The organism is Sphingomonas sp. Leaf412 (assembly GCF_001425405.1).
In the GTDB taxonomy this organism is placed as follows: Bacteria; Pseudomonadota; Alphaproteobacteria; order Sphingomonadales; family Sphingomonadaceae; genus Sphingomonas.
This window is the reverse complement of the sequence record NZ_LMQP01000003.1, coordinates 1,305,762-1,328,239: the sequence shown is the minus strand read 5'-3', so window position 1 is coordinate 1,328,239 and position 22,478 is coordinate 1,305,762. Positions and strand designations below refer to the sequence as shown.

The 22,478-nt window shown below is 69.9% G+C and carries 24 protein-coding genes and 4 tRNA genes; 17 read left to right on the top strand and 11 right to left on the bottom strand.

Annotated elements, in window-relative coordinates:
• Positions 1-4 precede the first annotated feature (4 nt).
• From gspJ to ASG29_RS13495, 10 genes are all read left to right on the top strand, one after another.
• Positions 5-712: a type II secretion system minor pseudopilin GspJ gene (gene gspJ / locus ASG29_RS13540; protein ID WP_268796236.1), complete on the top strand. Its 708-nt coding sequence runs from the start codon at positions 5-7 to the stop codon at positions 710-712.
• Positions 696-1,667, top strand: coding sequence for a type II secretion system minor pseudopilin GspK (gene gspK, locus ASG29_RS13535; protein WP_055984853.1), 972 nt, complete (start codon positions 696-698; stop codon positions 1,665-1,667). Before gspJ ends, gspK begins: the two co-directional genes overlap by 17 nt.
• Entirely contained in the window at positions 1,664-2,749 is a 1,086-nt protein-coding gene (gene gspL / locus ASG29_RS13530) for a type II secretion system protein GspL (protein ID WP_055984849.1), read from the top strand. Before gspK ends, gspL begins: the two co-directional genes overlap by 4 nt.
• On the top strand, positions 2,746-3,222 hold the full coding sequence (gene gspM, locus ASG29_RS13525) for a type II secretion system protein GspM (RefSeq protein ID WP_055984846.1): 477 nt from the start codon (positions 2,746-2,748) through the stop codon (positions 3,220-3,222). Before gspL ends, gspM begins: the two co-directional genes overlap by 4 nt.
• Positions 3,222-3,944, top strand: a complete 723-nt coding sequence (gene gspN / locus ASG29_RS13520; RefSeq protein ID WP_156458013.1) for a type II secretion system protein N — start codon at positions 3,222-3,224, stop codon at positions 3,942-3,944. The genes gspM and gspN overlap by 1 nt, the downstream gene beginning before the upstream one ends.
• A 47-nt stretch (positions 3,945-3,991) precedes the next feature.
• Positions 3,992-4,068: transfer RNA gene (locus ASG29_RS13515), tRNA-His, on the top strand.
• A gap of 107 nt (positions 4,069-4,175) precedes the next feature.
• On the top strand, positions 4,176-5,225 hold the full coding sequence (locus ASG29_RS17075; RefSeq protein ID WP_055984837.1) for a Glu/Leu/Phe/Val dehydrogenase family protein: 1,050 nt from the start codon (positions 4,176-4,178) through the stop codon (positions 5,223-5,225).
• Positions 5,226-5,959: 734 nt separating this feature from the next.
• On the top strand, positions 5,960-6,685 hold the full coding sequence (gene ccmC, locus ASG29_RS13505; RefSeq protein WP_055984834.1) for a heme ABC transporter permease CcmC: 726 nt from the start codon (positions 5,960-5,962) through the stop codon (positions 6,683-6,685).
• A gap of 97 nt (positions 6,686-6,782) precedes the next feature.
• Positions 6,783-7,211, top strand: a complete 429-nt coding sequence (gene ccmE, locus ASG29_RS13500; protein ID WP_055984830.1) for a cytochrome c maturation protein CcmE — start codon at positions 6,783-6,785, stop codon at positions 7,209-7,211.
• Positions 7,211-7,840 (top strand): tetratricopeptide repeat protein, encoded by a 630-nt coding sequence (locus ASG29_RS13495; protein WP_055984826.1) that lies wholly within the window; start codon positions 7,211-7,213, stop codon positions 7,838-7,840. The genes ccmE and ASG29_RS13495 overlap by 1 nt, the downstream gene beginning before the upstream one ends.
• Before the next feature lie 44 nt (positions 7,841-7,884).
• Here ASG29_RS13495 and ASG29_RS13490 read toward each other — a convergent pair whose 3' ends face one another.
• Positions 7,885-8,100: a DUF3072 domain-containing protein gene (locus ASG29_RS13490; protein ID WP_055985659.1), complete on the bottom strand. Its 216-nt coding sequence runs from the start codon at positions 8,098-8,100 to the stop codon at positions 7,885-7,887.
• A 201-nt stretch (positions 8,101-8,301) separates the two neighbouring features.
• Between ASG29_RS13490 and ASG29_RS16830 the strand changes: the two genes are divergently transcribed.
• Complete coding sequence (locus ASG29_RS16830) at positions 8,302-10,152, top strand: potassium transporter Kup (protein WP_156458041.1); 1,851 nt, start codon at positions 8,302-8,304, stop codon at positions 10,150-10,152.
• The gene (locus ASG29_RS16825) at positions 10,149-10,670 is read left to right on the top strand and encodes a 2'-5' RNA ligase family protein (protein ID WP_055984821.1); all 522 of its coding nucleotides are present in this window, start codon (positions 10,149-10,151) and stop codon (positions 10,668-10,670) included. The genes ASG29_RS16830 and ASG29_RS16825 overlap by 4 nt, the downstream gene beginning before the upstream one ends.
• 5 nt (positions 10,671-10,675) lie before the next feature.
• On the opposite strand, the gene ASG29_RS13475 is transcribed toward ASG29_RS16825, so the two are convergent.
• A tRNA-Met gene (locus tag ASG29_RS13475) sits at positions 10,676-10,752 on the bottom strand.
• Between the two features lie 123 nt (positions 10,753-10,875).
• Here ASG29_RS13475 and uraH point away from each other — a divergent pair.
• A complete protein-coding gene (uraH, locus tag ASG29_RS13470; protein ID WP_055985656.1) occupies positions 10,876-11,271 on the top strand; it encodes a hydroxyisourate hydrolase in 396 nt (131 codons plus the stop codon).
• Here the strand turns inward: uraH and rimO are convergent.
• Positions 11,268-12,599, bottom strand: coding sequence for a 30S ribosomal protein S12 methylthiotransferase RimO (gene rimO, locus ASG29_RS13465; RefSeq protein WP_055984818.1), 1,332 nt, complete (start codon positions 12,597-12,599; stop codon positions 11,268-11,270). The two genes, uraH and rimO, sit on opposite strands and share 4 nt — an antisense overlap.
• 124 nt (positions 12,600-12,723) lie before the next feature.
• Between rimO and ASG29_RS13460 the strand changes: the two genes are divergently transcribed.
• Together ASG29_RS13460 and ASG29_RS13455 are read left to right on the top strand one after the other, a co-directional pair.
• Positions 12,724-13,260 carry a DOMON-like domain-containing protein gene (locus ASG29_RS13460; RefSeq protein ID WP_055984815.1) on the top strand — a complete coding sequence of 179 codons (537 nt, stop codon included), beginning with the start codon at positions 12,724-12,726 and terminating at the stop codon, positions 13,258-13,260.
• Positions 13,257-14,453: an exo-beta-N-acetylmuramidase NamZ domain-containing protein gene (locus ASG29_RS13455; protein ID WP_055984812.1), complete on the top strand. Its 1,197-nt coding sequence runs from the start codon at positions 13,257-13,259 to the stop codon at positions 14,451-14,453. The genes ASG29_RS13460 and ASG29_RS13455 overlap by 4 nt, the downstream gene beginning before the upstream one ends.
• A 4-nt stretch (positions 14,454-14,457) precedes the next feature.
• Here ASG29_RS13455 and ASG29_RS13450 read toward each other — a convergent pair whose 3' ends face one another.
• From ASG29_RS13450 to aroA, 8 genes are all read right to left on the bottom strand, one after another.
• On the bottom strand, positions 14,458-14,874 hold the full coding sequence (locus ASG29_RS13450; RefSeq protein WP_055984809.1) for a DUF4112 domain-containing protein: 417 nt from the start codon (positions 14,872-14,874) through the stop codon (positions 14,458-14,460).
• 5 nt (positions 14,875-14,879) lie between these two features.
• Positions 14,880-16,361, bottom strand: coding sequence for an ABC transporter substrate-binding protein (locus ASG29_RS13445; protein ID WP_055984806.1), 1,482 nt, complete (start codon positions 16,359-16,361; stop codon positions 14,880-14,882).
• Positions 16,362-16,500: 139 nt separating this feature from the next.
• A tRNA-Leu gene (locus tag ASG29_RS13440) sits at positions 16,501-16,584 on the bottom strand.
• Positions 16,585-16,643: 59 nt separating this feature from the next.
• Positions 16,644-16,925, bottom strand: a complete 282-nt coding sequence (gene ihfB / locus ASG29_RS13435; RefSeq protein WP_055985654.1) for an integration host factor subunit beta — start codon at positions 16,923-16,925, stop codon at positions 16,644-16,646.
• A gap of 171 nt (positions 16,926-17,096) precedes the next feature.
• Complete coding sequence (rpsA, locus tag ASG29_RS13430; RefSeq protein ID WP_055985651.1) at positions 17,097-18,803, bottom strand: 30S ribosomal protein S1; 1,707 nt, start codon at positions 18,801-18,803, stop codon at positions 17,097-17,099.
• A gap of 275 nt (positions 18,804-19,078) precedes the next feature.
• Positions 19,079-19,930, bottom strand: a complete 852-nt coding sequence (locus ASG29_RS16820) for a hypothetical protein (RefSeq protein WP_162242978.1) — start codon at positions 19,928-19,930, stop codon at positions 19,079-19,081.
• A 2-nt stretch (positions 19,931-19,932) separates the two neighbouring features.
• A complete protein-coding gene (cmk, locus tag ASG29_RS13420) occupies positions 19,933-20,550 on the bottom strand; it encodes a (d)CMP kinase (protein ID WP_055984801.1) in 618 nt (205 codons plus the stop codon).
• On the bottom strand, positions 20,547-21,902 hold the full coding sequence (gene aroA, locus ASG29_RS13415) for a 3-phosphoshikimate 1-carboxyvinyltransferase (protein ID WP_055984796.1): 1,356 nt from the start codon (positions 21,900-21,902) through the stop codon (positions 20,547-20,549). The genes cmk and aroA overlap by 4 nt, the downstream gene beginning before the upstream one ends.
• Before the next feature lie 98 nt (positions 21,903-22,000).
• Here aroA and ASG29_RS13410 point away from each other — a divergent pair, with 98 nt between their 5' ends.
• Complete coding sequence (locus ASG29_RS13410; RefSeq protein WP_055984794.1) at positions 22,001-22,318, top strand: FYDLN acid domain-containing protein; 318 nt, start codon at positions 22,001-22,003, stop codon at positions 22,316-22,318.
• A gap of 83 nt (positions 22,319-22,401) precedes the next feature.
• Positions 22,402-22,477: transfer RNA gene (locus ASG29_RS13405), tRNA-Ala, on the top strand.
• The last annotated feature ends 1 nt before the right edge of the window (position 22,478 follow it).

Below are 22,478 nucleotides of genomic sequence, written 5' to 3'. Positions count from 1 at the left end.
TCCCTTGGGCCTCGCCTGCGCGGGGGCGGCGTCCCGCCGACGTGTCCGTCCACGGGACGACGGCTTCACCCTCGTCGAGGTCATGATCGCGCTCATGATCTTCGGCCTGATCGCGGCCGCGGGGGTCGCGCTGCTGGCGTTCAGCGTCCGGGCGCAGGGAACCACGGGCGTCGTGCTCGACGATCTGGGCGCGATGAACCGGCTGTCGTCGGTCCTGACCGCGGATCTGGCGCAGGCGCAGGACCGCCCGACCCGCGACGAGGGCGGGACGACGCTGCCCGCATTCTCCGGCGCGAACGGCACGACGCCGCTGCTGCGACTGGTCCGCGGCGGATGGAGCAATCCCGACGGCGCGCCGCGCGCGACCGTGCAGAAGGTCGAATACCGGTTGACCGACGGCGCGTTGGAGCGGGTCGCCTTTCCCGCGCTCGACGGCGCGCCCCCCCTGCCGCCCGCGATCCTGGTGGAGGGGGTGCAGGCCGCCCGGCTGCGCTTCCGCTACGCCGGCGCATGGACCGACCGGTGGGAGGGTAATCCGCAGGCCGCGTTGCCGCAGGCGGCCGAACTGTCGCTGACGCGAACGGACGGTCGCGCGTATCGCATGATGTTCCTGGTCGGCACCGGCGCGCCGCGTTCGCAACCGACCCCCCTGTCTCCGCCGATCGCCGCCGCCCCCACCGATTCCCCGGCGACCGATGCCCCGCCGAACTGAGGGGGAGCGCGGCGCCGCGCTGCTGACCGTGCTGCTGCTGGTCGCGGTCATCGCGGTCATGGCGGGAACCGCGCTGGAACGGTTGCGGCTGTCGACGCGGCTCGCCGCCAATGCTGTCGCGATCGACCGCGCGCGGGGCTATGCCTATGCGGCGGAGACGCTGGCCACCACGCGCGTGACCGCGCTGCTGCGCCGGTCGCCCGACCGCGTGGCGCTGTACGGCGGGTGGAGCGGGCGCGCGTTCGGCCTGCCCGTGCTCGGCGGCACCGCGACCGCGCGCGTCGTCGACGGCGGCAATTGCTTCAACCTCAACGGCCTGGTCACCCGAACGCCCGATGGGCGGTTCGTCGCCAACCCGCTGCAAGTCCTGCGGTTCGCGCGACTGATTCGCGTCCTGAACTTGCCCGACGGCGACCGGATCGCGGCGGCGACCGCGGACTTCATCGACAGCGACGACGTGCCGCTTCCCGGCGGCGCGGAGGACGGCAGCTATCGCGGTCGCCGCACCGCGGGCACGCTGCTGGCGGACCCCAGCGAGCTTCGCGCGGTGGACGCCGTGTCCACCGAAACCTGGGTCGCGCTGCGCCCGTGGCTGTGCACCCTGCCGCTGGCGATGCCGTCCGTCATCAACATCAACACCGTCCTGCCCGAACAGGCGGTGCTGCTGGCCATGCTGCTGCCCGACGGCGCGCGGCCCGAACAGCTGCGCGCGCTGCTGCTGCGCCGGCCCGAACAGGGCTATGCCAGCACCGACGCCTTCTGGAACCAGCTGTCGCTGGGCGGGGCGGGCGTGTCCGATGTCGATGCGCGGCAGCAGACGTCGGCGACGACGACGTGGTTCCGCCTGACCGTCGATGTCGCCGCGGAGGGGTCCGAATTGCACGAACAGGCGCTGATCGACGCGCGGAGGCTTCCCGCGCGGCTGGTATCGCGGCAATGGGGGGATGCGCCATGACCGCCGCCACGCTCCTTTTCCTGCCTCCCGACGACGCCACGCCGTGGCGGTGGTGGCGCGTGGACGGCGATGCGGTGGTCGCGGACGGGGAGGGGCTGCCCGTCGCGGGCGAGGCCGACGTGATCGCGGTCGCGCCCGCCGATGCGGTGACGCTGCACTGGGCGGACCTGCCCGCGCGCTCGCCCGCGCAGGCGCTGGCGGCGGCGCGGATCGTCGTCGGCGATGCGACCGCGGTGCCCGCGCACGAACTGCACGTCGCGATCGGCCCCGACCGCGGCGAATCGCGTGCGATCGCGGTCGTGGCGGCGGACCGGATGACCGGCTGGCTGGCGCGGCTGGCGGCGGACGGGATCGATCCCGCCGCGATCCTTCCCGCCCCGTTCCTGCTGCCCGTGCCGGAGGACGGCTACGTCCGCGCCGACCTGGCCGGGCAACCCGTGGTGCGTGGCCGGACCAGCGGCTGGGCGGACGAGGCGCGGCTGACCGACCTGGTCACCGCCGGGCAGGTGCCCGCGACGCTGGCGCGCGACGACGTGCGCCGCGCGGCCGCGGCGACGCTGGCCGACCTGCCGCTGAACCTGCGGCAGGGGCCGTTCGCGCGGCGCAGCCGCCGCGCGATCGACTGGGCGCTGGTGCGGCGGCTGGCGGTGCTGACCGGCCTGATCCTCGCGGTCACGCTGGCGATCGACGTCGTGCGGATCGCGCGCTACTCGCTCGGCGCCGACACGATCGAGGCGCGCGCCGACGTCGTCGCGCGTCAGGGCCTGCCGCGCGGTGCGGCCGACGGCGGCGATGCGGCGCGGATGCTGGACGACCGCCTGGCGCGGCTGCGCGGCCCCGGCGCGGGGTTCAGCGCGACCGCCGCGGCGGTGTATCAGGTGGTGCAGGCATCGCCCGGCAGCGAGGTGACGGCATTGTTGTTCGAACCCAACGGATCGATGCGGGTGTCGCTGTCCGCCGCCAGCGAGGCGGAGGCGAACGCGACGAAGGCGCGGCTGGAAAGCGCGGGCTTCACCGTCGTCTCCAGCGTGTTCACCGCCGCCAACGGCCGGTTGACCGGCGACCTGACGGTGACGCCGTGACTCCGTTGCGCGAATGGTTCGCGGGGCGCTCCCTGCGCGAACGCCGCCTGCTGCTCGTCATGGTCGCGCTCGCGATCGTGACCCTGGTGTGGGGTGCGATCATCATGCCCGTGCGGGGCGGCCTGTCGTCGTCGCGCGCGCGCTATACCGACGCGGTCGTTCGGCTGGGCGAGGCGCAGGCCGGGCTGGTGCAGGTGAAGGCGATCCAGCGCCGCGCGGGCTCCCCCGCCGCCGGCGCCCTGCCCGACGTCGTGCGCGCCGGTGCGGAGGCCGCGGGCCTCACGCCCTCCACGCTCGACCCGCAGGACGGCGATCGCGTCCGCGTCGGCATCGCATCGGCCCGCGCGGGGGCGCTGACCGCCTGGATCGCGGGGCTGGAGGCAAGCGGCGTGCTGGCCGAATCGGTGGCGATCGCGGGCAACGGCGACGGCACGGTCAACGCCCGGTTGACGCTCGCGCGGCGGGGCGGGTGATGCGCATCCGCCTGTCCACCCGCCGCCGCACCCTGTTCGCCGCCCTGTTCGTGCTGGCGGTCGTCGCGTTCCTGCCGATGCGCCTGGCGCTCGGCTGGGCGGGCCTCGACTCGCAGGGATTTTCCGCGCGGGAGGTCACGGGCAGCCTGTGGTCGGGAAGGCTGCTGGAGGCGCGCTTCGGCGACATCGCGCTGGGCGATCTCGACGCGGGCGTCTCCCCCTTCGCGCTGCTGATCGGTCGCGCGCGCGTCGCGCTGGAGGGGCAATCGGCCGACCCGGCGCAGCGCCTGTCGGGCACGATCGAACTGTCGCGCAACCGCGCCGCCGTCCTCCACGCCGACGGCCCGTTGCCCGCGGGCGCCGCCTTCGCCCCGCTGCCCGTGACCGGGCTCGACCTCGACGACGTCAGCGTCCGCTTCGTCGACGGCGCGTGCGAAAGCGCGGAGGGGCGGGTCCATGCGTCGCTGGCGGGGGGATATCTGGGACAGCCGTTGCCGGGCAGCGTCTCGGGCAATGCGCGCTGCGACGCGGGGGCGCTGCTCCTGCCGCTACGCAGTGCGGCGGGGGTGGAGGGGGTCGCGCTGCGGCTGTGGCCCGACGGCCGCTATCGCGCCGAACTGACGCTGGTACCCGGCGATCCGGTGGTGGCGCAGCGGCTCGATGCCGGCGGCTTCGTCGCGAACGGCGCGTCGCGGATGCTGGCGGTGGAAGGGCGCTTCTGACGTCTTGCACCGCGCGCGTGCGTCCGCTAGGGGCCGGTGCCTTCGCGGCGACCGTAGTTCAATTGGTTAGAGCGTCGGCTTGTGATGCCGGAAGTTGCGGGTTCAAGTCCCGTCGGTCGCCCCATTATCCCGCCCCCCCCCCGCGACGCCGCACGTCCGGGCTGGCCTTCGCTCCCAAACAAGAATATTGCGCGCCGCAGTAACGTTCTTTCTGCGTACGGTGGAGCTGTCATGACATCCGTCTGGGATTATGCCGATTTCGATGCCCATGAGGGGCTGCACCTGTTCAGCGACCCGGCATCGGGGCTGAAGGCGGTCGTCGCGGTCCACTCGACCGCGCTGGGCCCGGCGGCGGGCGGCGTGCGCTTCTGGCACTACGGCGATGATTCGCGCGCCATCGTCGATGCGCTGCGGCTGTCGCGCGGCATGAGCTACAAGAATGCGATGGCGGGCCTGGCGCTGGGCGGCGGCAAGGGCGTCGTCCTCGCCGCGGGCGGCGGGCAGACGATCGACGAGGCGCAGCTGAAGGCGTTCGGCCGCGCGGTCGAATCGCTCGGCGGACGCTATGTCACCGCGGAGGACGTCGGCATGTCCGAGGCGCGGATGAAGGTGATCGCGGGGGAGACGCGCTACGTCTCCGGCCTGCCCGTGGCGCAGGGCGCGGCGGGCGGCGATCCCGGCCCCTTCACCGCGCATGGCGTGTATCTGGGCGTGAAGGCGGCGGCGAAGCGCGGCCTGGGCAGCGACGACATGAAGGGCGTGCGCGTCGCGATCCAGGGCGTCGGCTCGGTCGGCGGCGGGCTGGCGAAGCTGCTGGCGAAGGACGGCGCGCTCCTGACGCTGGCCGACGTCGATTCGGCGCGGGCGGAACGGCTGGCGGCCGAACTGGGCGCGTCGACGGTGGCGACCGATGCGGTGCTGTCCGCCGACGTCGACATCGTCAGCCCGAACGCGCTGGGCGCGATCCTGACCGAGGCATCGATCCCGACGCTGAAGGCGCGCATCGTCGCGGGCGGCGCGAACAACCAGCTCGCCACCGCCGCCGACGGCCGGCGCCTGCACGACGCGGGCATCGTCTACGCCCCCGATTATGTCATCAACGCGGGCGGGATCATCAACGTCGGGCTGGAATATCTCGGCCATGGCGACGAGGCCGAGGTGATGGCCCGCATCGCGCAGATCCCCGGCCGGCTCGATCAGGTGTGGGACGAAGCCGCCGCGACCGGCGATCCTACCGCCGAAGTCGCGGACCGCATCGCCCGGCGCCTGATCGGGCGCTAGCCCTTCGGGACGCGCGGACGGCGGCAGGTACCCGTCATTGCGAGCGCAGCGAAACAATCCAGCGTCCCGCGCGACACGCTGGATTGCTTCGCTGCGCTCGCAATGACGGGACAGGGGCGTTCGTCGCTGGGACGGTGCGAGGCGATAGCGCCGCCCTCCGTTCGTGCTGAGCGAAGTCGAAGCACCGGCGCATGGCCTTCGACTGCGCTCAGGCCGAACGGAGGCGGGTGGCGGACGCTTGTGGTTTGCGCGACACGCTGGATTGCGTCGCTGCGCTCGCAATGACGGACAGGGGCATTCGTCGCGGGAACGGTGGGAGGCGATCGCGCCGCCCTCCGTTCGCGCCGTCCTCCGTTCGTGCTGAGCGAAGTCGAAGCACCGGCGCATGGCATTCGACAATGCTCAGGCCGAACGGCGGCGGGCGGCGGACCCATGTGGTCCGCGCGACACGCTGGATTGCGTCGCTGTGCTCGCAATGACGGACAGGGGCATTCGTCGCGGGAACGGCGCGAGGCGATCGCGCCGCCCTCCGTTTGCGCCGCCTTCCGTTCGTGCTGAGCGCAGTCGAAGCACCGGCGCATGGCCTTCGACGGCGCTCAAGCCGAACGGAGGCGGGTAGCGGATCGCGTTGGTCCGCGCGATACCCCGGCTTGCTTCGCGCTGCTCGCCATGACGCAATTGATCCAACGGACGGCGTGACGCCGCGCCGCGGAGCGGTTAAGGCGCCTCCCATCGTGCCGTCGCTCCACGCCCTCGCCAATCCCGCGCGCTTCCTGAAGATCGCCCGGCCGCTGACGCCGGTGCTGTGGTGGCTCGGCGTCGCGCTGGTGCTGGTCGGGTGCTGGGCCGGGCTGACGCGCACGCCCGCGGATTACCTTCAGGGCGAAAGCGTGCGGATCATGTACGTCCACGTCCCCGCCGCGTGGCTGGGCATGGGCGGGTGGACGGGCATCGCGCTGTCCAGCATCGTCTTCCTCGTCTGGCGCCATCCGCTGGCGCAGGTCGCGGCGCGGGCGATCGCGGTGCCCGGGGCGACCTTCGCCGCCCTGTGCCTGGTGACGGGCGCCATCTGGGGACGCCCGACGTGGGGCACATGGTGGCAGTGGGACGGCCGCCTGACCTCGATGCTGCTGCTGCTGTTCGTCTACCTCGGCTATATCGCGCTGGCGAACGCCGATCGCGACCGCGGCGGGGACGGGCGCATCCCGGCGTTGTACGGGATCGCGGGCACCGTGCTGCTGCCGATCATCCGCTATTCGGTGGTGTGGTGGAACACGCTTCACCAGGGTGCCAGCATCGGGCTGACGCGCTCCAGTATCGATAGCGCGATCCTGTGGCCGCTGCCGTTCACCGTCGCGGGCTTCTCGCTGATGTTCGCCGCGATCGTGCTGATGCGGATGCGCGCGCTGCTGGCACATGCGAAGGCGGAGGCGCGGATGCGGCGGAAGGCGGCGACATGAATCCGTGGCCCTTCGTCACCGCCGCCTATGTCCTGACCCTCGGCGTCACCGCGCTCGTCGGCCTGCTGGCGTGGCGCGCGATGCGGGATGCGGAGAAGTGACCGCGAAGAACCAGCGGCTGACGCTCGCCCTGCTTGCGGTGGCGGCGATTGTCGCGGCGGCGCTGCTGGCATTGTCGGGGCTGAAGGATCAGGCCGCGTTCTTCTACGCCCCGTCCGACGTGGCGGCGGCGGTTCCCGCGCCCGATCGCGCGGTCCGGCTGGGCGGGATGGTCGAGAAGGGATCGATCGTGCGCGACGGCGTCGCGGTGGCCTTCGTCGTCACGGATGGAAGGGCGACGACGCCGGTGCGCTTCAGCGGGATCACGCCCGACCTGTTCCGCGAGGGATCGGGCGTGGTGGCGGAGGGGCATTTCAACGCCGATCGCTCGTTCACCGCCACCAACCTGCTGGCCAAGCACGACGAACGCTACATGCCGCCGCAGGTCGCGGGCCGGATGCACGAGACGAAGACGTTGAAGGACTGATGGGCTTCGTCGCGCTCGCCCTGCTCGGCATCGGTGCCTTCGCCGCGATGGTGCTGCTGCGCGTCGACCGGATGCTGTGGACGCTGGCGGGCGCGGCGCTGTTCCTCGGCGCCGCGGGCTATGCATGGCAGGGGCGACCGTCGCTGCCCGCCGTTCCCGCGCGGACGCAGGTGGCGATGCAACCGATCGATCCGCAGGCGATCGCGCTGCGCGACAGCCTGCTGGGGCGGTACACCACCGACACCGCCTATATCGTCGCGTCCGACGCGATGACGCGCGTCGGCGACCGGCAGGCCGCGGCGCGGGTGATGCTGGGCGCCACCGCGAAACTGCCGCGCAGCTTCATCGCATGGACGTGGCTGGGTACGACCCTGGCGGCGGAGGCGGGGGACCAGGTATCGCCCCCCGCGCTGCTTGCCTTCCGCCGCGCCGGGCAACTCGCGCCCGAGCATCCCGCGCCGCCGTTCTTCCTCGGCATGGCCTATGTCCGCGCGGGCGAATTCCGTGACGCCCGGCCGTATTGGGCGCGCGCGCTGGCGCTGTCGCCGCAGGGGACGTCTTATCGCCGCGAGATCGCGCTGCGGCTTGCGCTGCTCGACCGGTTGCTGGCCAGCGGGGCCGTCCGGTAGGCCGCAGCGCGCGACGATTGCGCCGGCCGGCGGCGCAACGCGGCTTACTTCCCCCGCCCGGTCTGCTCCTGCAAGGCGTCGATCCGCTTCGACGCATCCGCCTTGCTCAGGCCGTCGTCGAACGTCTCGCCGGCCTCCTCGCTCAGCGTCTTGAGGTAGCTGGCCTGCGCGCCGGTCATCGGCTCGTCGCCGGTGGTCCAGTCGTCGGGATTCTTCTCCGCATTGCCGGTCGGTTCGGCCTTCGGGTTGGCGTCGATCATGCTGATGTTCCTTTCGCACGTCATAACCGACGATGTTCCATGTTCGTTCCGCGTTGCGGCGCCTTCGCGTCGGTGCTAGGCGCCCGCCACCATGGGGAAGATCGGCGCTACCGTCATGACCTCTAGCAGCACGTTACAGTGACGACGCCCGACCCGGCGCTCGATACCCCGGGCGCGCCGCACGGCCATGCCCGCGAGGGAATGGCGAAGCTCGCGATCGGCGCGATCGGCGTCGTCTACGGCGATATCGGGACCAGCCCGCTCTACGCGATGAAGGAGGTGTTCGTCGGACACCATCCCCTGACCGTGGACAGGCTGCACATCTTCGGCGTGGTCAGCCTGATCTTCTGGTCGCTGATGCTGATCGTGACCGTGAAATACGTGTTCCTGATCCTGCGCGCGGACAACAACGGGGAGGGCGGAAGCCTGGCCCTGCTGGCGCTGATCCAGCGCCGGACCGCGGGGAAGGGACAGAAATGGGGGCCGAGTCTCGTCATCCTCGGCGTGCTGGCGACGGCGTTGTTCTTCGGCGATTGCATGATTACGCCCGCGATCTCGGTCCTGTCCGCGGTCGAGGGGCTGGCGACGGTGGAGGCGGGCTTCGACGGCTTCGTCATTCCGATCGCGGTCACGATCATGATCGCGCTGTTCTGGCTGCAATCGGTCGGTACCGCACGCGTCGGGCGGTTGTTCGGGCCGATCATGCTCGTCTATTTCACCGTCCTGGCGGTGCTGGGCGTGATGCACGTGCTCAAGCAGCCCGACATCTTGCAGGCGCTGAACCCCGTCTGGGCCTATCGCTTCGCCGCCACCGACGGCGGGCTGGCGTTCCTGGCGCTCGGCTCGGTCGTGCTGGCGGTGACGGGGGCGGAGGCGCTGTATGCCGACATGGGCCATTTCGGCCGCCGCCCGATCGCGGGCGCGTGGCTGTGGGTCGTTCTGCCCGCCCTGATGCTGAACTACCTCGGGCAGGGCGCCCTGCTCCTGGGGATGCCGGAGGCGGCGTCCAACCCGTTCTTCCTGATGGCGCCCGAAACGTTCCGCCTCCCGCTCGTGATCCTGGCGACGCTGGCGACGGTCATCGCCAGCCAGGCGGTCATCACCGGCGCCTATTCGGTGGTGCAGCAGGCGGTGCAGCTGGGCCTGATGCCGCGGCTGCGCATCTCGCACACCAGCGCGTCGGCGGCGGGGCAGATCTACATTCCCGCGGTCAACTGGGCCTTGCTGGCGATGGTGCTGCTGCTGATCTTCGGCTTCGGCGAATCGTCGAACCTGGCGGCGGCGTACGGGATCGCGGTGACGGGGACGATGTTCATCTCCACCTGCATGGTCGGCGTCCTGATCCGCCGCGTGTGGCACTGGCCCTTGTGGGGCGTGTTCGCGTTCGAGGCGGTGTTCCTGACCATCGACGGCCTGTATTTCGCGTCGAACCTGACGAAGGTGCCCGACGGCGGCTGGTTCCCGCTGCTCGTGGCGGTGATCGTGTTCGTCCTGCTGACCACATGGTCGCAGGGGCGCAAGCTGATGCTGGAACGGATGCGCGAGGCGGCGATGCCGATCCGCATCTTCATCGATTCGGCCGCCGGCTCGGCGACGCGCGTGTCGGGGACGGCGGTGTTCATGACCTCCACGCCCGACGGCGTGCCGCATGCATTGCTGCACAATCTGAAGCACAATCGCGTCCTGCACGACCGCGTCATCCTGCTGACGGTGAAGGTCACCGACATGCCGTATTTCCCCGACTCGGACCGTTTCCTGCACGAGGATCTGGGCAGCGGCTTCCACCGCGTCATCCTGCGCTACGGCTTCATGGAGGAGCCGGACGTGCCTGCGCAGCTGAAGACGTTCGACCAGTGCGGGGCCGCGTTCCGGATGATCGAGACCAGCTTCTTCCTGTCGCGCCAGACGTTGCTGGCGTCCGAACGGCCGGGCATGGCGTTGTGGCGCGAGAAATTGTTCGCGTGGATGCTGCGGAACGCGGAAAGCGCGATGGAATTCTTCCGCCTCCCGACGAACCGCGTCGTGGAGCTGGGCAGCCAGATCGAGATTTGAGCGCGCCGCCGTTCCTCCCCGCGCCGATCATCGTCACCGCGCTGTTCGGCGACGAGGATCGGGAATGGTTCGACCGCCAGCGGCGGGACTATTTCCCGCCCGAGCGCAACCAGCTGGCCGCGCACCTGACCATGTTCCACCACCTCCCGCCCGCCTGCGCGGACGAGGTGAAGCATCGCCTGGCGCAGGAAACACGCACCATCCCCGCGCCCGACGCGCGGGTGTCCGGGTTGCTGTCGCTGGGCAGGGGGGTCGCCTATCGGATCGAATCGCCCGCACTGGCGGCGATCCGGGCGCGGCTGGCGGATGCATTCACCGGCCTGCTGACCCCGCAGGACCAGGCGGGCTGGCGCGCGCATGTGACGGTGCAGAACAAGGTGGCGCCGGCGGAGGCGAAGGCGCTGCTGGCGACGCTGGAACGCGACTTCCGCCCGCGCCCCGTCCGCATCGCAGGGCTGGCGGCATATTGGTATCGCGGCGGGCCGTGGGAGCCGCTGTCGCGGCATAAATTCGCCTGAACCCCTGGTAGCGGAGGAGGGACTTGAACCCCCGACCCCAGGATTATGATTCCCGTGCTCTAACCAGCTGAGCTACTCCGCCGTGTCGCAGGAGTTCAGGCGAGCGGGCCTCTTAGCAGCGCGGCGATGCGGGTCAACCGGATCATTGCGGTTGACGATCGGCCCCGCACCCGCTGCAACCGATCCCCCGTTCAAGGAGACCGCGATGCGGCGCATCATTCCCATGTCGATCCTGCTGGCCGCCGCGCCGGCGCCTGCGCTTTCCGCGGATATCAGCACCCACGTCCTCGACCTGGCGCGCGGCGTGGGCGGGAGCGGCGTGCCCGTCACGCTGTCGCGGCGCGACAAGGACGGCCGCTGGACGGAGGTCGCGCGCGGACGCACCGACGCCGACGGCCGCGTACGCAGCTTCGGCCCGGGCGCGTCGTTCGGCCCGGCGGACTATCGCCTCCATTTCGACCTGAGCGGATATCCCGATTCGAAGGCGATGCCTTTCTTTCCGGAAATCGACCTGACGTTCCGGGTCGGCGACGCGGCGGCGCATTATCATGTGCCGGTGGTGCTCAGCCCCTACGGTTATTCGACCTATCGCGGGAACTAGGCGGGCACACCGAACAGGTCGTGCTCGTCCGCCTCCTCGATCACGACGGGCACGATCGATCCGACCGACAGATGCCCGGCGTCGCGCAGATGCACCTCGCCGTCGATCTCCGGCGCATCGGCATAGGATCGCCCGGTCGCGCCGCCGCTGTCGGCGTCGACCGCGTCGAGGATGACGTCGAACCGGCGCCCGACCTTCGCCTGCAACTTGGCGGCGGAGATGGCGGCGGTCTTCTCCATCACGCGGGCGTAGCGTTCTTCCTTCACGTCCTCCGGCACGTGATCGGGCAGCGCGTTGGCGGCGGCGCCCGCGACGGGTTCGAACCGGAACGCGCCGACGCGGTCCAGCTGCGCCTCGTCCAGCCAGTCGAGCAGATACTGGAAATCGCTTTCCGTCTCGCCGGGGAAGCCGACGACGAAGGTCGATCGGATCGCGATATCGGGCGCGACCGCGCGCCAGCCGCGGATACGCTCCAGCACCTTCGCCTCGTTCGCGGGCCGGCGCATCCGCTTCAGCACCGCGGGGGCGGCATGCTGGAACGGGATGTCGAGATACGGCAGCACCAGCCCCTCCGCCATCAGCGGGATGACGCGGTCGACATGGGGATAGGGATAGACGTAATGCAGCCGCACCCACGGTGCGATCCGCCCCAGCTCGCGCGCCAGGTCGGTCATGTCGGGCACGATCTCCTGCCCCTTCCACATCCGCGGCTCGCGTCGGATGTCGACGCCATAGGCGGACGTATCCTGGCTGATGACCAGCAGCTCCTGCGTCCCCGCCGCGACCAGCTTCTCCGCCTCGCGCAGGATCGCGTCGGGACGCCGGCTGACCAGGTCGCCGCGCAGCGACGGGATGATGCAGAAGGAGCAGCGGTGGTTGCAGCCCTCCGAGATCTTCAGATAGCTGTAATGCCGCGGCGTCAGCTTCAGGCCCGCGTCGGGGATCAGGTCGAGGTACGGCGACAGCCCCGGCGGCGCGGCTTCGTGCACCGCCTCCACCACCTGTTGATATTCGTGCGCCCCGGTGATCGCCAGCACCTGCGGAAAGCGGGCGCGGATCGCCTCGGCCTCCTTGCCCATGCACCCCGTCACGATGACGCGACCGTTCTCCGCGATCGCCTCCCCGATCGCCTCCAGCGATTCCTCCTTCGCCGAATCGAGGAAGCCGCAGGTGTTGACCAGCACGACGTCCGCCCCCGCATAGTCGGCGGACATCTGGTAGCCGTCGGCGCGGAGCTGGGTCAGGATGCGTTCGGAGTCGACCAGGTTCTTGGGACAGCCGAGCGACACCATGCCCACACGGGGCGGGGAGGGGAGTTGCGTTGCCATGGGATGTGCGGGGACATAGGCGAAGCGGGGCCGAATTGCTAGGTGGCGCGCTGTAGTGATGTGCTCCCGCGAAGGCGGGAGCCCAGACTGGATCCCCGCCTTCGCGGGGACACAAGGAGGATTGGTGCCCACGTTTGAACTCCTCTCTCACCCATCCGCTCCCTCTGCGACCGTCCGCGCCATCACCGTCACCGCGACCCGCCCGGCGCGCGACCGGATCGCGCTGGAGTATCGCATCCACGGCGGTCTCGACGCGATCCGCTGGCCCGACCCTGCGGCATCCGATTTCGCGCACGAATTGTGGATGCACACCTGTTTCGAGGCGTTCGTGGCGGGGGAGGGCGATTTCTACCGCGAACTGAACCTGTCGCCGTCGACCCGCTACGCGATCTACGACTTCAACGGCTATCGCGGGCGGATGCGCGACGCCGACGAGCGCGACATCGCCATCGCCTTCGACCGTGCCACCGCCACGCTGACGGCCGAGGTCGCGATGCCCGCGCTGGCGGATGTGGACGAATGGCGGCTCGGTCTGACCACCGTCGTCGAGGACATATCGGGCGCCAAGTCCTTCTGGGCGCTGTCGCATCCGCGCGACGAGCCCGATTTCCACAACCAGGCTGGCTTCGTCGCGCGCCTTGCGGCACCGCTGCGCGCATGAACTTCGGAATCGACCGCCTGCTCGCCGACCCCGCGCTGCGTATGCCGCTGGAGGGAAAGCGCGTCGCGCTGCTCGCGCATCCCGCCTCGGTCACGGCGGATCTGACCCACAGCCTCGACGCTTTGGTCGCGGCGGGGGTGAACGTCACCGCGGTGTTCGGCCCGCAGCACGGCGTGCGCGGCGACCTGCAAGATAACATGATTGAATCGCCCGACGAGGCGGAGCCGACGTACGGGATGCCCGTCTTCTCGCTGTACGGGGAGGTGCGGCGCCCGACCGGCCAGTCGATGCACACGTTCGACGTGCTGCTGGTCGATCTCCAGGACGTAGGCTGCCGTATCTACACCTTCGTCACGACGTTGCTGTACGTGCTGGAGGCCGCGGCGCAGCATGGGAAGGCGGTGTGGGTGCTCGACCGGCCCAACCCGGCGGGCCGCCCCGTCGAGGGCACGACGCTGCGCGCCGGGTGGGAAAGCTTCGTCGGCGCGGGGCCGATGCCGATGCGCCACGGCATGACGCTGGGCGAGATGGGGCAGTGGTTCGTCGCGCACCACCGCCTCGACCTCGACTATCGCGTGATCGCGATGGAGGGCTGGGCGCCCGACACCGCCCCCGGCTTCGGCTGGCCGGCGGAGCGCGTGTGGATCAACCCCAGCCCCAATGCCGCCAACGTCAACATGGCGCGCGCCTATGCCGGTACGGTGATGCTGGAGGGCACGACGCTGTCGGAAGGGCGCGGTACGACGCGTCCGCTGGAACTGTTCGGCGCGCCCGACATCGACGCGCGCGCGCTGATCGCGGACATGCGCGCGCTGGCGCCGGACTGGCTGGCGGGATGCACGTTGCGCGACCTGTGGTTCCAGCCGACCTTCCACAAGCATGTGGGGCGATTGTGCGCGGGCGTCTTCATCCATGCGGAGGGTGGGGCCTACGACCACGCCGCCTTCCGCCCGTGGCGGGTTCAGGCGCTGGCGTTCAAGGCGCTGCGCGGAATGCAGCCGGGCTACGATTTGTGGCGCGATTTTCCGTACGAATATGTGTTCGACAAGCTGGCGATCGACGTCATCAACGGCGGGCCGCAGTTGCGCGAATGGGTCGACGATGCGGGCGCCGCGCCGGGCGATCTGGACGCGATCGCAGGCGCGGACGAGGCCGCGTGGATCGAGGAACGGCGGCCGTACCTGCTCTACTGACGGATCATCCCTCGATCGTCATCGTCGCGGGATGATGCTTGTCCAGATACTTGCGGATCCGCTTCACGTTGCGCGTGTTCGAGCGGTAGAAGAAATCCGCCGCGTCGCCGACCAGCGGCACCATGCCCAGCAGCGCGTCGAACCCCACCCGCGCGCCCATGCCCGCCAGCGCCATCCGGCCCATGCCCAGGTTGCGCGCCTCCCACACGATCCACGCGCCCAGCCCCGCGGCCACCAGATCGCCGACGACGGGCACCAGTCCCAACATCGCGTCCAGCCCGACGCGGCGGTTGATGCCGGGAACGACGTACATCCCCTCCAGCAACCGCTCCATCGCCTCCACGCGACGCCGGACCGAGGCGGGGTCTCGGCCGAGCGGAAGCCCGGCGTACGAGGGCGAGAGCGGGACGGGGCGGGCCATGACCGTCAGTTGGTGTCGTCGCGCAGGCGATTCAACGGGTGCCACGCGCGCGCGTTCGCGGTCCACGCGCGCAGGCGATAGGCGACCAGCGACCAGCGGAACGGGCGCGCCAGCGGAATGAAGCCCCCATCCTCGGTCAGCGCGGCGTCGGCGGCGGCGATGGCGCGCGCGCGGTCGGGCAGGGTGGCGGCCATCCGCGCGGCCTCGATCGCCTCCTGCGCCTGATCGGAACAGTCGCGGCACCCTTCCGCCAGGTACCAGCGCGCGCTGTCGTACGGGGCGACGCGGTCGATCAGGATCAGGTCGGCGTCCCTGTCGTCCGCCGCGACGCGGACCGGGCGCACGCCGATACCGTACAGGTCGCGCGCCAGATGGCTCCACAACAACGTGCCGCCGGGACCGCCGGGCAGCGCAAGCCGGACCTCCGCCGTGCCGCCGCGCGTCGCGCGCCAGCGCGCGACGACCCCCGCCGCCGCCGTGCGCCGCTCCGCCAGCGGCAGCGCGGCCCATGCGGGCGACACCGGCGGGGTGGCCGAATCGAGCTGCTCGGGCAGCAGGTTGTCGCGCGCCGTCCAGTCGGGCGACACCGCCGCGGTCAGCGCCGCGCGGTCGATCGCCTGCGCCACCGCGGCGCGATTGCCGATGTCGCCCAGGAATCCGTCGCGCCGCGCGACCAGCAGGCCGAACAGCCCTGCCGCGGGATCGATGCGGATGTTCGCGGGTGCGGGCTGCGCGGCGCGGACCAGCGGCCAGTCGGCAATCGTGCCGCCGCTGACCAGGTCGGACTGACGGTCGGCGAAGCGGACGATCGCCCGCGCCGCGCGCTCGGTCAGCAGGCCGACGTCGTCCTCGGCCGCGCGCTCGGTCGCGGTGTCGCGATCGGGGTCCGGTACGGGCGTCAGGAACACCGTGGTGCCGGTTCGGCGCGTCGGACGGAACGGCCCCGCGCCGACCTCCGCGCGCGTGCGGACCAGGGCCATTTCCGGCTGCGCGAACAGCTTCAACAGGTCGGGGCGTGGCCGCGACAACTCGATCTCGATCACTTCCGGCGTCATTTCCACCGCGCCCGCGATCGCGGTGAGGTATGGCGCCAGCGGGTTGCGCGCGCCCTTTGCCAGTTGCCGCCGCAACAGCGCGACGACCTGTCCCGCGGTGACGGGCGACCCGTCGGCCCAGCGGGCGCGGCGCAGCCGGAAGACGTAGCGCATGCCCCCGTCCGTCACGATCCATCGCTGCGCCACCCCCGCCTCGATCTGTCCCGCGGCGTCGAAGCGGACCAGCCCCATGGCGATCGAATCCGTCAGCACCCGGTCGGCGGTGGACAATCCGGCGCGGTCAGATCCCGCCGGCTCGGGCGCGTCGTCGCCGATGACGCTGACCACGACCGGTCCCACGTCCGCGCGTCGACCGCAGCCGGTCGCCGCGGCCAGCAGCGCGGCCAGCAGTATCGCGCGGCCTGCGCCGCATGGCGTGCGCGAAGCGATCATCCGGCTACCTCCGTTCCCGCCCGCTTCTAAAGCCCGCGCGATCGCTTTCGGCAATCCCGGCTGCGACGATCGCACGAAAAGGGCTGGCGCCGAAGGGGGGCGGGGATCGCATCGCGGCGACGGGGTGTGCGGTGGGACATGGTGCGGACGGCGGGACTCGAACCCGCACGCCATGGGCAGAAGATTTTAAGTCTCCAGCGTCTACCGATTCCGCCACGTCCGCACGTCGACCGCACAAGCCGAGCGCGGGGGCGACGTCAAGGTCGCCGCCGCCGACGCCGCTTATTCCACGTTCAGGCGCGCGCGCATTTCCTTGCCGGGCTTGAAGTACGGAACGCGCTTCGCATCGACCGGGACGGTTTCGCCGGTCCGCGGGTTGCGGCCGGTCCGCGCGTCGCGCGCGCGGGTGGAAAAGGCGCCGAAGCCGCGCAGCTCGACGCGGCCGTTGTCCGCCAGCCGCTTGATGATCTCGTCGAAGAACGTCGCGACGATCGCCTCGACGTCGCGGTGCGACAGGCCGGGATTCAATTCCCCCAGTTTTTGTACCAGTTCGGACCGAATCATCTGCCGTTTCCCCCGCGCAGCCACCGCACAGCCGGGCGGTTGATACAGATCAACGCACGGTTTTCACAGCGACAAGTTGGCCAGATTGCCCGATATGGTACGTCCGCGTCATGCAAGAAAAAGGGGCCGGTCCGGTGGACCGACCCCTCACAGCAGTCGAAAACTTTCGACTTACTTTTCGGTATCGCGCGCCTTCAGCGCCGCGCCCAGAATATCGCCCAGCGATGCGCCCGAATCGGACGAACCATATTGCTGCACGGCCTGCTTCTCTTCGGCGATCTGCATCGCCTTGATCGAGAAGGTCGGCTTCTTGCTGCGGTCGAAGCCGGTGACCATGGCGTCGAACTTCTGCCCGACCTGGAACCGCTCCGGACGCTGCTCGTCGCGGTCGCGGCCGAGGTCGGTGCGCTTGATGAAGCCGGTCGCGCCGTCGTCGCCCTGCTGCACTTCCAGCCCTGCGTCGCGGACTTCCAGCACGGTGACCGTGACGATGGCGTTCTTGTTCAGGCGATCGCCCGCATTCGCGGTGACCGGACCGCCACGCTCCAGCTGCTTCATGCCGAGGCTGATGCGCTCCTTCTCGGCATCGATGTCGAGCACGACGGCCTGGACCATCTCGCCCTTGCGATGCAGCGCCAGCGCGTCCTCACCCGACACGCCCCAGGCGATGTCGGACATGTGGACCATGCCGTCGACGTCGTTGTCGAGGCCGATGAACAGGCCGAATTCGGTCGCGTTCTTGACTTCGCCCTCGACGGTCGAACCGACGGGATGCTCGGCGGCGAACGCCTCCCACGGATTGCCCTGCGCCTGCTTGAGGCCGAGGCTGATGCGGCGCTTGTCCTCGTCGACCTCCAGCACGATGACGTCGACTTCCTGCGACGTGCTGACGATCTTGCCCGGATGGACGTTCTTCTTCGTCCACGACATCTCGGACACGTGGACCAGGCCCTCGATGCCGGCTTCCAGCTCTACGAACGCACCATATTCGGTGATGTTCGTGACGCGGCCCGACAGCTTCGCGCCGACCGGATACTTCGCGCTGGCGCCGTCCCACGGATCGCTTTCCAGCTGCTTCATGCCCAGGCTGATGCGCTGCGTGTCCTTGTTGATGCGGATGATCTGCACCTTCACGGTGTCGCCGATGTTGATCATCTCGCTCGGATGGCCGACGCGCTTGTAGCTGAGGTCGGTGACGTGCAGCAGGCCGTCGATGCCGCCCAGGTCGACGAACGCACCGTAATCGGTGATGTTCTTGACCACGCCCTCGATGATCTGGCCTTCCGCCAGGCTCATGATGAGGCCCGAACGCTGCTCGGCGCGGGTTTCCTCCAGCACGGCGCGACGGCTGACGACGATGTTGCCGCGCTTGCGGTCCATCTTCAGGATCTGGAACGGCTGCGGGATGTCCATCAGCGGGGTGACGTCACGCACGGGGCGGATGTCGACCTGGCTGCCGGGAAGGAACGCCACCGCGCCGTTCAGGTCGACGGTGAAGCCGCCCTTGACCCGGCCGAAGATGGTGCCCTCGACGCGCGCGGTCTTCGCGAACTCGATCTCCAGTTTGTCCCACGCGGCTTCGCGGCGCGCGCGGTCGCGCGACAGCATCGCTTCGCCATGCATGTTCTCGACACGGTCGACGTACACCTCGACCTCGTCGCCAACCTTCAGGTCCGCCTTCTGGCCCGGCGCCGGCGCGAACTCGCGCAGCGGCACGCGGCCCTCGCTCTTCAGTCCGACGTCGATGACCGCCAGGTCGTTCTCGATCGCCGTCACGGTGCCGTGCACCACGCGGCCCTCGAAGCTGTCGGCGCCGCCGAACATGTCATCGAGCATCGCCGCGAAATCGTCGCGCGTGGGAGTTGCCACTGAGGCCATAAAAAGGATCGTCCTAAGGTTCGTTTCCGGCCAGGCGGTTTTTCCGCCGGTCTTGGCCTTCACCGCCGCATCGACCCCATGCCGAAGCGGCATCCGCTCGCTCCCGATCGCGAAGGGCCTCGCCGCAGAAATGCGAAAAGGGCGCGACGGCCACGCCGACCGCACCAAGCCTTCCGCGAACCCGAAGTCCGCCGGACCGCGCGCCCTTATAGGAGGAGGGCGGGGAAGGCAAGGTGCGGCGGGGCTGCGTTTCGAGCGGCTGCCTGCTCAACGCGTCACTTCTGGTCGGCGGCGTAACCCCGGCCCCGCGTTAACGTCCGCCGGATACGTCGTCGCGTTTCGCCCGCGGTCACGGCGTTTGTCGGAGGCGTGTAGAGACCTGCCAGGAGGCCGCGATCGAAGGGTGTCATTTCCTGTGGCGCTACAGATCGGTCGAACAGCGCCAGGATTGATTCAACCGACCTGTCCCCCGCATCCGGCGCAATATTCAGTAGCAGGTGCAGGGTCGTGATGTCGGCTATCTGGCGCACGGTCTTGCCGTCCATGCTACCGACGTCGAGCACCACGATCGATTTGACCATTGCCTCTCTCGTCGTCGCCACCAGTCGGCTCACCGACGTTAGCGGGTTGATGGTCGGTCCGCTGTCATTGCCGATCAACGGCACGCCGTTGCGATCCTCGACGGCTGTCACCTGCCAAGAACGGATTGGTGCGTCGCTTTCCTTCAGCCAGCGCAATCTACTTTTGTCGATGGTTGCGGTAGTCATCGGCTGAGCGGCAAGAACTGCCTCGATAAAGCCCTTCGGCGACGAGGTGACAACGACCAAGGCATTTATTTGGCATTGTCGTCCTGCCACGCGCGCGCCAGCCTCGCTTGCGTTCGTTTTTATCAGCGACGTGATACCGCGCGCCGTCGACGGATTGATGCCGATGACTGCGGGACACAAAGGGTCTTCGAAACGCGCAATCTGGCCATTTCGCGACGGGGTTATCACGTTGCGGACTGCCCGGTCACTTACCGATCTATCCGCCCGTCTACCGGTAACCGTAATCGCGGGTTCGGACGCTTTGGGAACGGGTAAATCGCTTTGGAGAAATAGCGCAAGCATCGGTAAAATCATGCTCATTTCTATCGCCGCGCCTCCACCAGCGCCACCGCCTTCGCCACCGCGGCGTCGATCGACAGGAAGCTCGTATCCAGCAGCACGGCGTCGGCGGCCGGAACCAAGGGAGCCGTGGAGCGGCTGCTGTCGCGTTCGTCGCGGGCGCGTATGTCGCTCAGCACCTGGTCGTAGCTGACCGCGCTGCCGTGGCTCTTCAGCTCCGCGCGGCGCCGCTGCGCGCGGATCGTCGGGGTCGCGCGGACGAACAGCTTCGCGGTCGCGTCGGGCGCGATGACCGTCCCGATGTCGCGGCCGTCCAGCACGGCCCCGCCGTCCTGGTGCGCGAACCTTTTCTGCCGCTGCATCAGCGCGGCGCGGACCAGCGGGTGCGCCGACACGATCGAGGCGACCTGTCCGACCTCGTCGTCGCGCAACACCGGGTCGGCGAGCGTCAGTTCGTCGAAATCGCACGCGGCGACCGCATCCGCCTCGCTCGCGGGATCGAGTTCCAGTCGCATCACCGTCGCCGCTACTGCGCGATAGAGCAGCCCGGTGTCGAGGTGCGGCAGGTGGTAGTGCTTCGCCAACGCCTTGGCGATCGTGCCCTTCCCGCTCGCGGCGGGTCCGTCGACGGCGATAATCATGCGTTCAACCATGTCATATGTGCCCCCAGCAGGCGCGCGGTGTCGATGAAGGCGGGGTAGCTGGTGGCGATCGGCGCAGCATCGTCGATCGCCACCGCACGGGCGCTGTGCATCCCCGCCACCGCCATGCTCATCGCGATGCGGTGGTCCAGCAGCGACGCGACCCGGGCGCCGCCGCTGCCGGGAAGGGGATCGCCGTCGCGCCCCGCGATCGACAGGCCGTCGTCATGCTCGACTACCGAAACCCCGGCAAGGCCCAGCGCCGCGGCCATCGCGGCGATCCGGTCCGACTCCTTCACGCGCAATTCGTGCGCGCCCCTCGCCACCGTCGTGCCGCGTGCGAAGGCGGCGGCGACGAACAGCACCGGATATTCGTCGATCATGCTCGGCGCCAGATCGGGCGGAACCTCGATCGCGGACAGCGGCGCGTGGCGCACGCGCAGGTCCGCGACGGTCTCGCCGCCGACGTCGCGCTCCCCCACCGCCTCGATCGACGCCCCCATCATCCGCAACGCGGTGATGATCCCGGTACGCGTTGGGTTCATCAGCACGCTGCGCACCGTCACGTCCGATCCGGGGACGATCGACGCCGCCACCATCCAGAAGGCCGCCGACGACGGGTCGCCCGGCACGACGATGTCCTGCGCACGCAATGCCGCCTCGCCATGGAGCGAGATGATGCGACCGTCGGGAGTCTCCTCGACGTCCAGCGCGGCGCCGAAACCGCGCAGCATCCGCTCGCTATGGTCGCGCGTCGGGATCGGCTCGCGCACGCGCGTGATTCCGGGGGTGTTGAGGCCCGCGAGCAGTACCGCGGACTTCACCTGCGCCGACGCGACCGGGAGCGTATAGTCGATCGCCACCGCCGGGCAGAGCCCGCGCATCGTCAGCGGCAGGCGATCCCCCGGAGCGGCGGTGACATCCGCTCCCATCCGCGCCAGCGGCTCGATCACGCGCGCCATCGGCCGCTTCGACAGGCTGGCGTCGCCGACGAAGGTCGCGGTGATGGGATGAGAGGCGACCAGGCCCATCAGCAATCGCGTGGACGTGCCCGAATTGCCCATGTCCAGCGCCACCGCGGGCTGAAGCAGGCCGCCGACGCCGACGCCGTGGACGCCCCAGATGCCGTCGTCGCCGCGGCGGATATCCGCGCCCATCGCGCGCATCGCGGCGGCGGTGGCGAGGACGTCCTCGCCCTCAAGCAGTCCCTCGATCCGGCTTTCCCCGACGGCCAGCGCCGCGAACATCAAGGCGCGGTGGCTGATCGACTTGTCGCCCGGCACCGTCACGCTGCCCGTCAGCGGTCCTGCGGCGGTTACGGACAGCGGACGGGGAGGGGGCGCCTGGGTCATTGCGCGCCGCGCCTTGCCAGCCGGGTCGTGCTATGGCAAGGCGCGCTCACTTCGACCGGTCAGCCGGCGAACCACCCATCCGAAAGGCATCACACGGCATGATAAAGCCGGAATGGGGCACGAAACGCACGTGCCCGAAGTGCGCGACGCGTTTCTACGACCTCGAGAAGGACTCGCCCGTCACCTGCATCGAATGCGGCTATGCGTGGCAGCCCGAACCGATCCTGAAGTCCAAGCAGCCGCTGCCGTTCGAGGCGGTGAAGGCGGACAAGCAGGAGCCGGACAGCGATCTGGCGGGCGACGACGAGGATATCGACACGGGTGAGGACGAGGAGCCCTCGCCCGACGACGAGGTCGATCTGGGCGGCGACGACGACCTGGGCGTCGAGACCAGCAAGGACGAGGACGAGCATTGATTCGATGCGGTTGCGGCAGGCGGCGTTTTCGCCGCTTGCCAAGGCCGTAGCGCCCCGCTAGGGGGCGCCTTCCCGAACGGAATGGGGCCGTAGCTCAGCTGGGAGAGCGCTGCAATGGCATTGCAGAGGTCAGGGGTTCGATCCCCCTCGGCTCCACCAT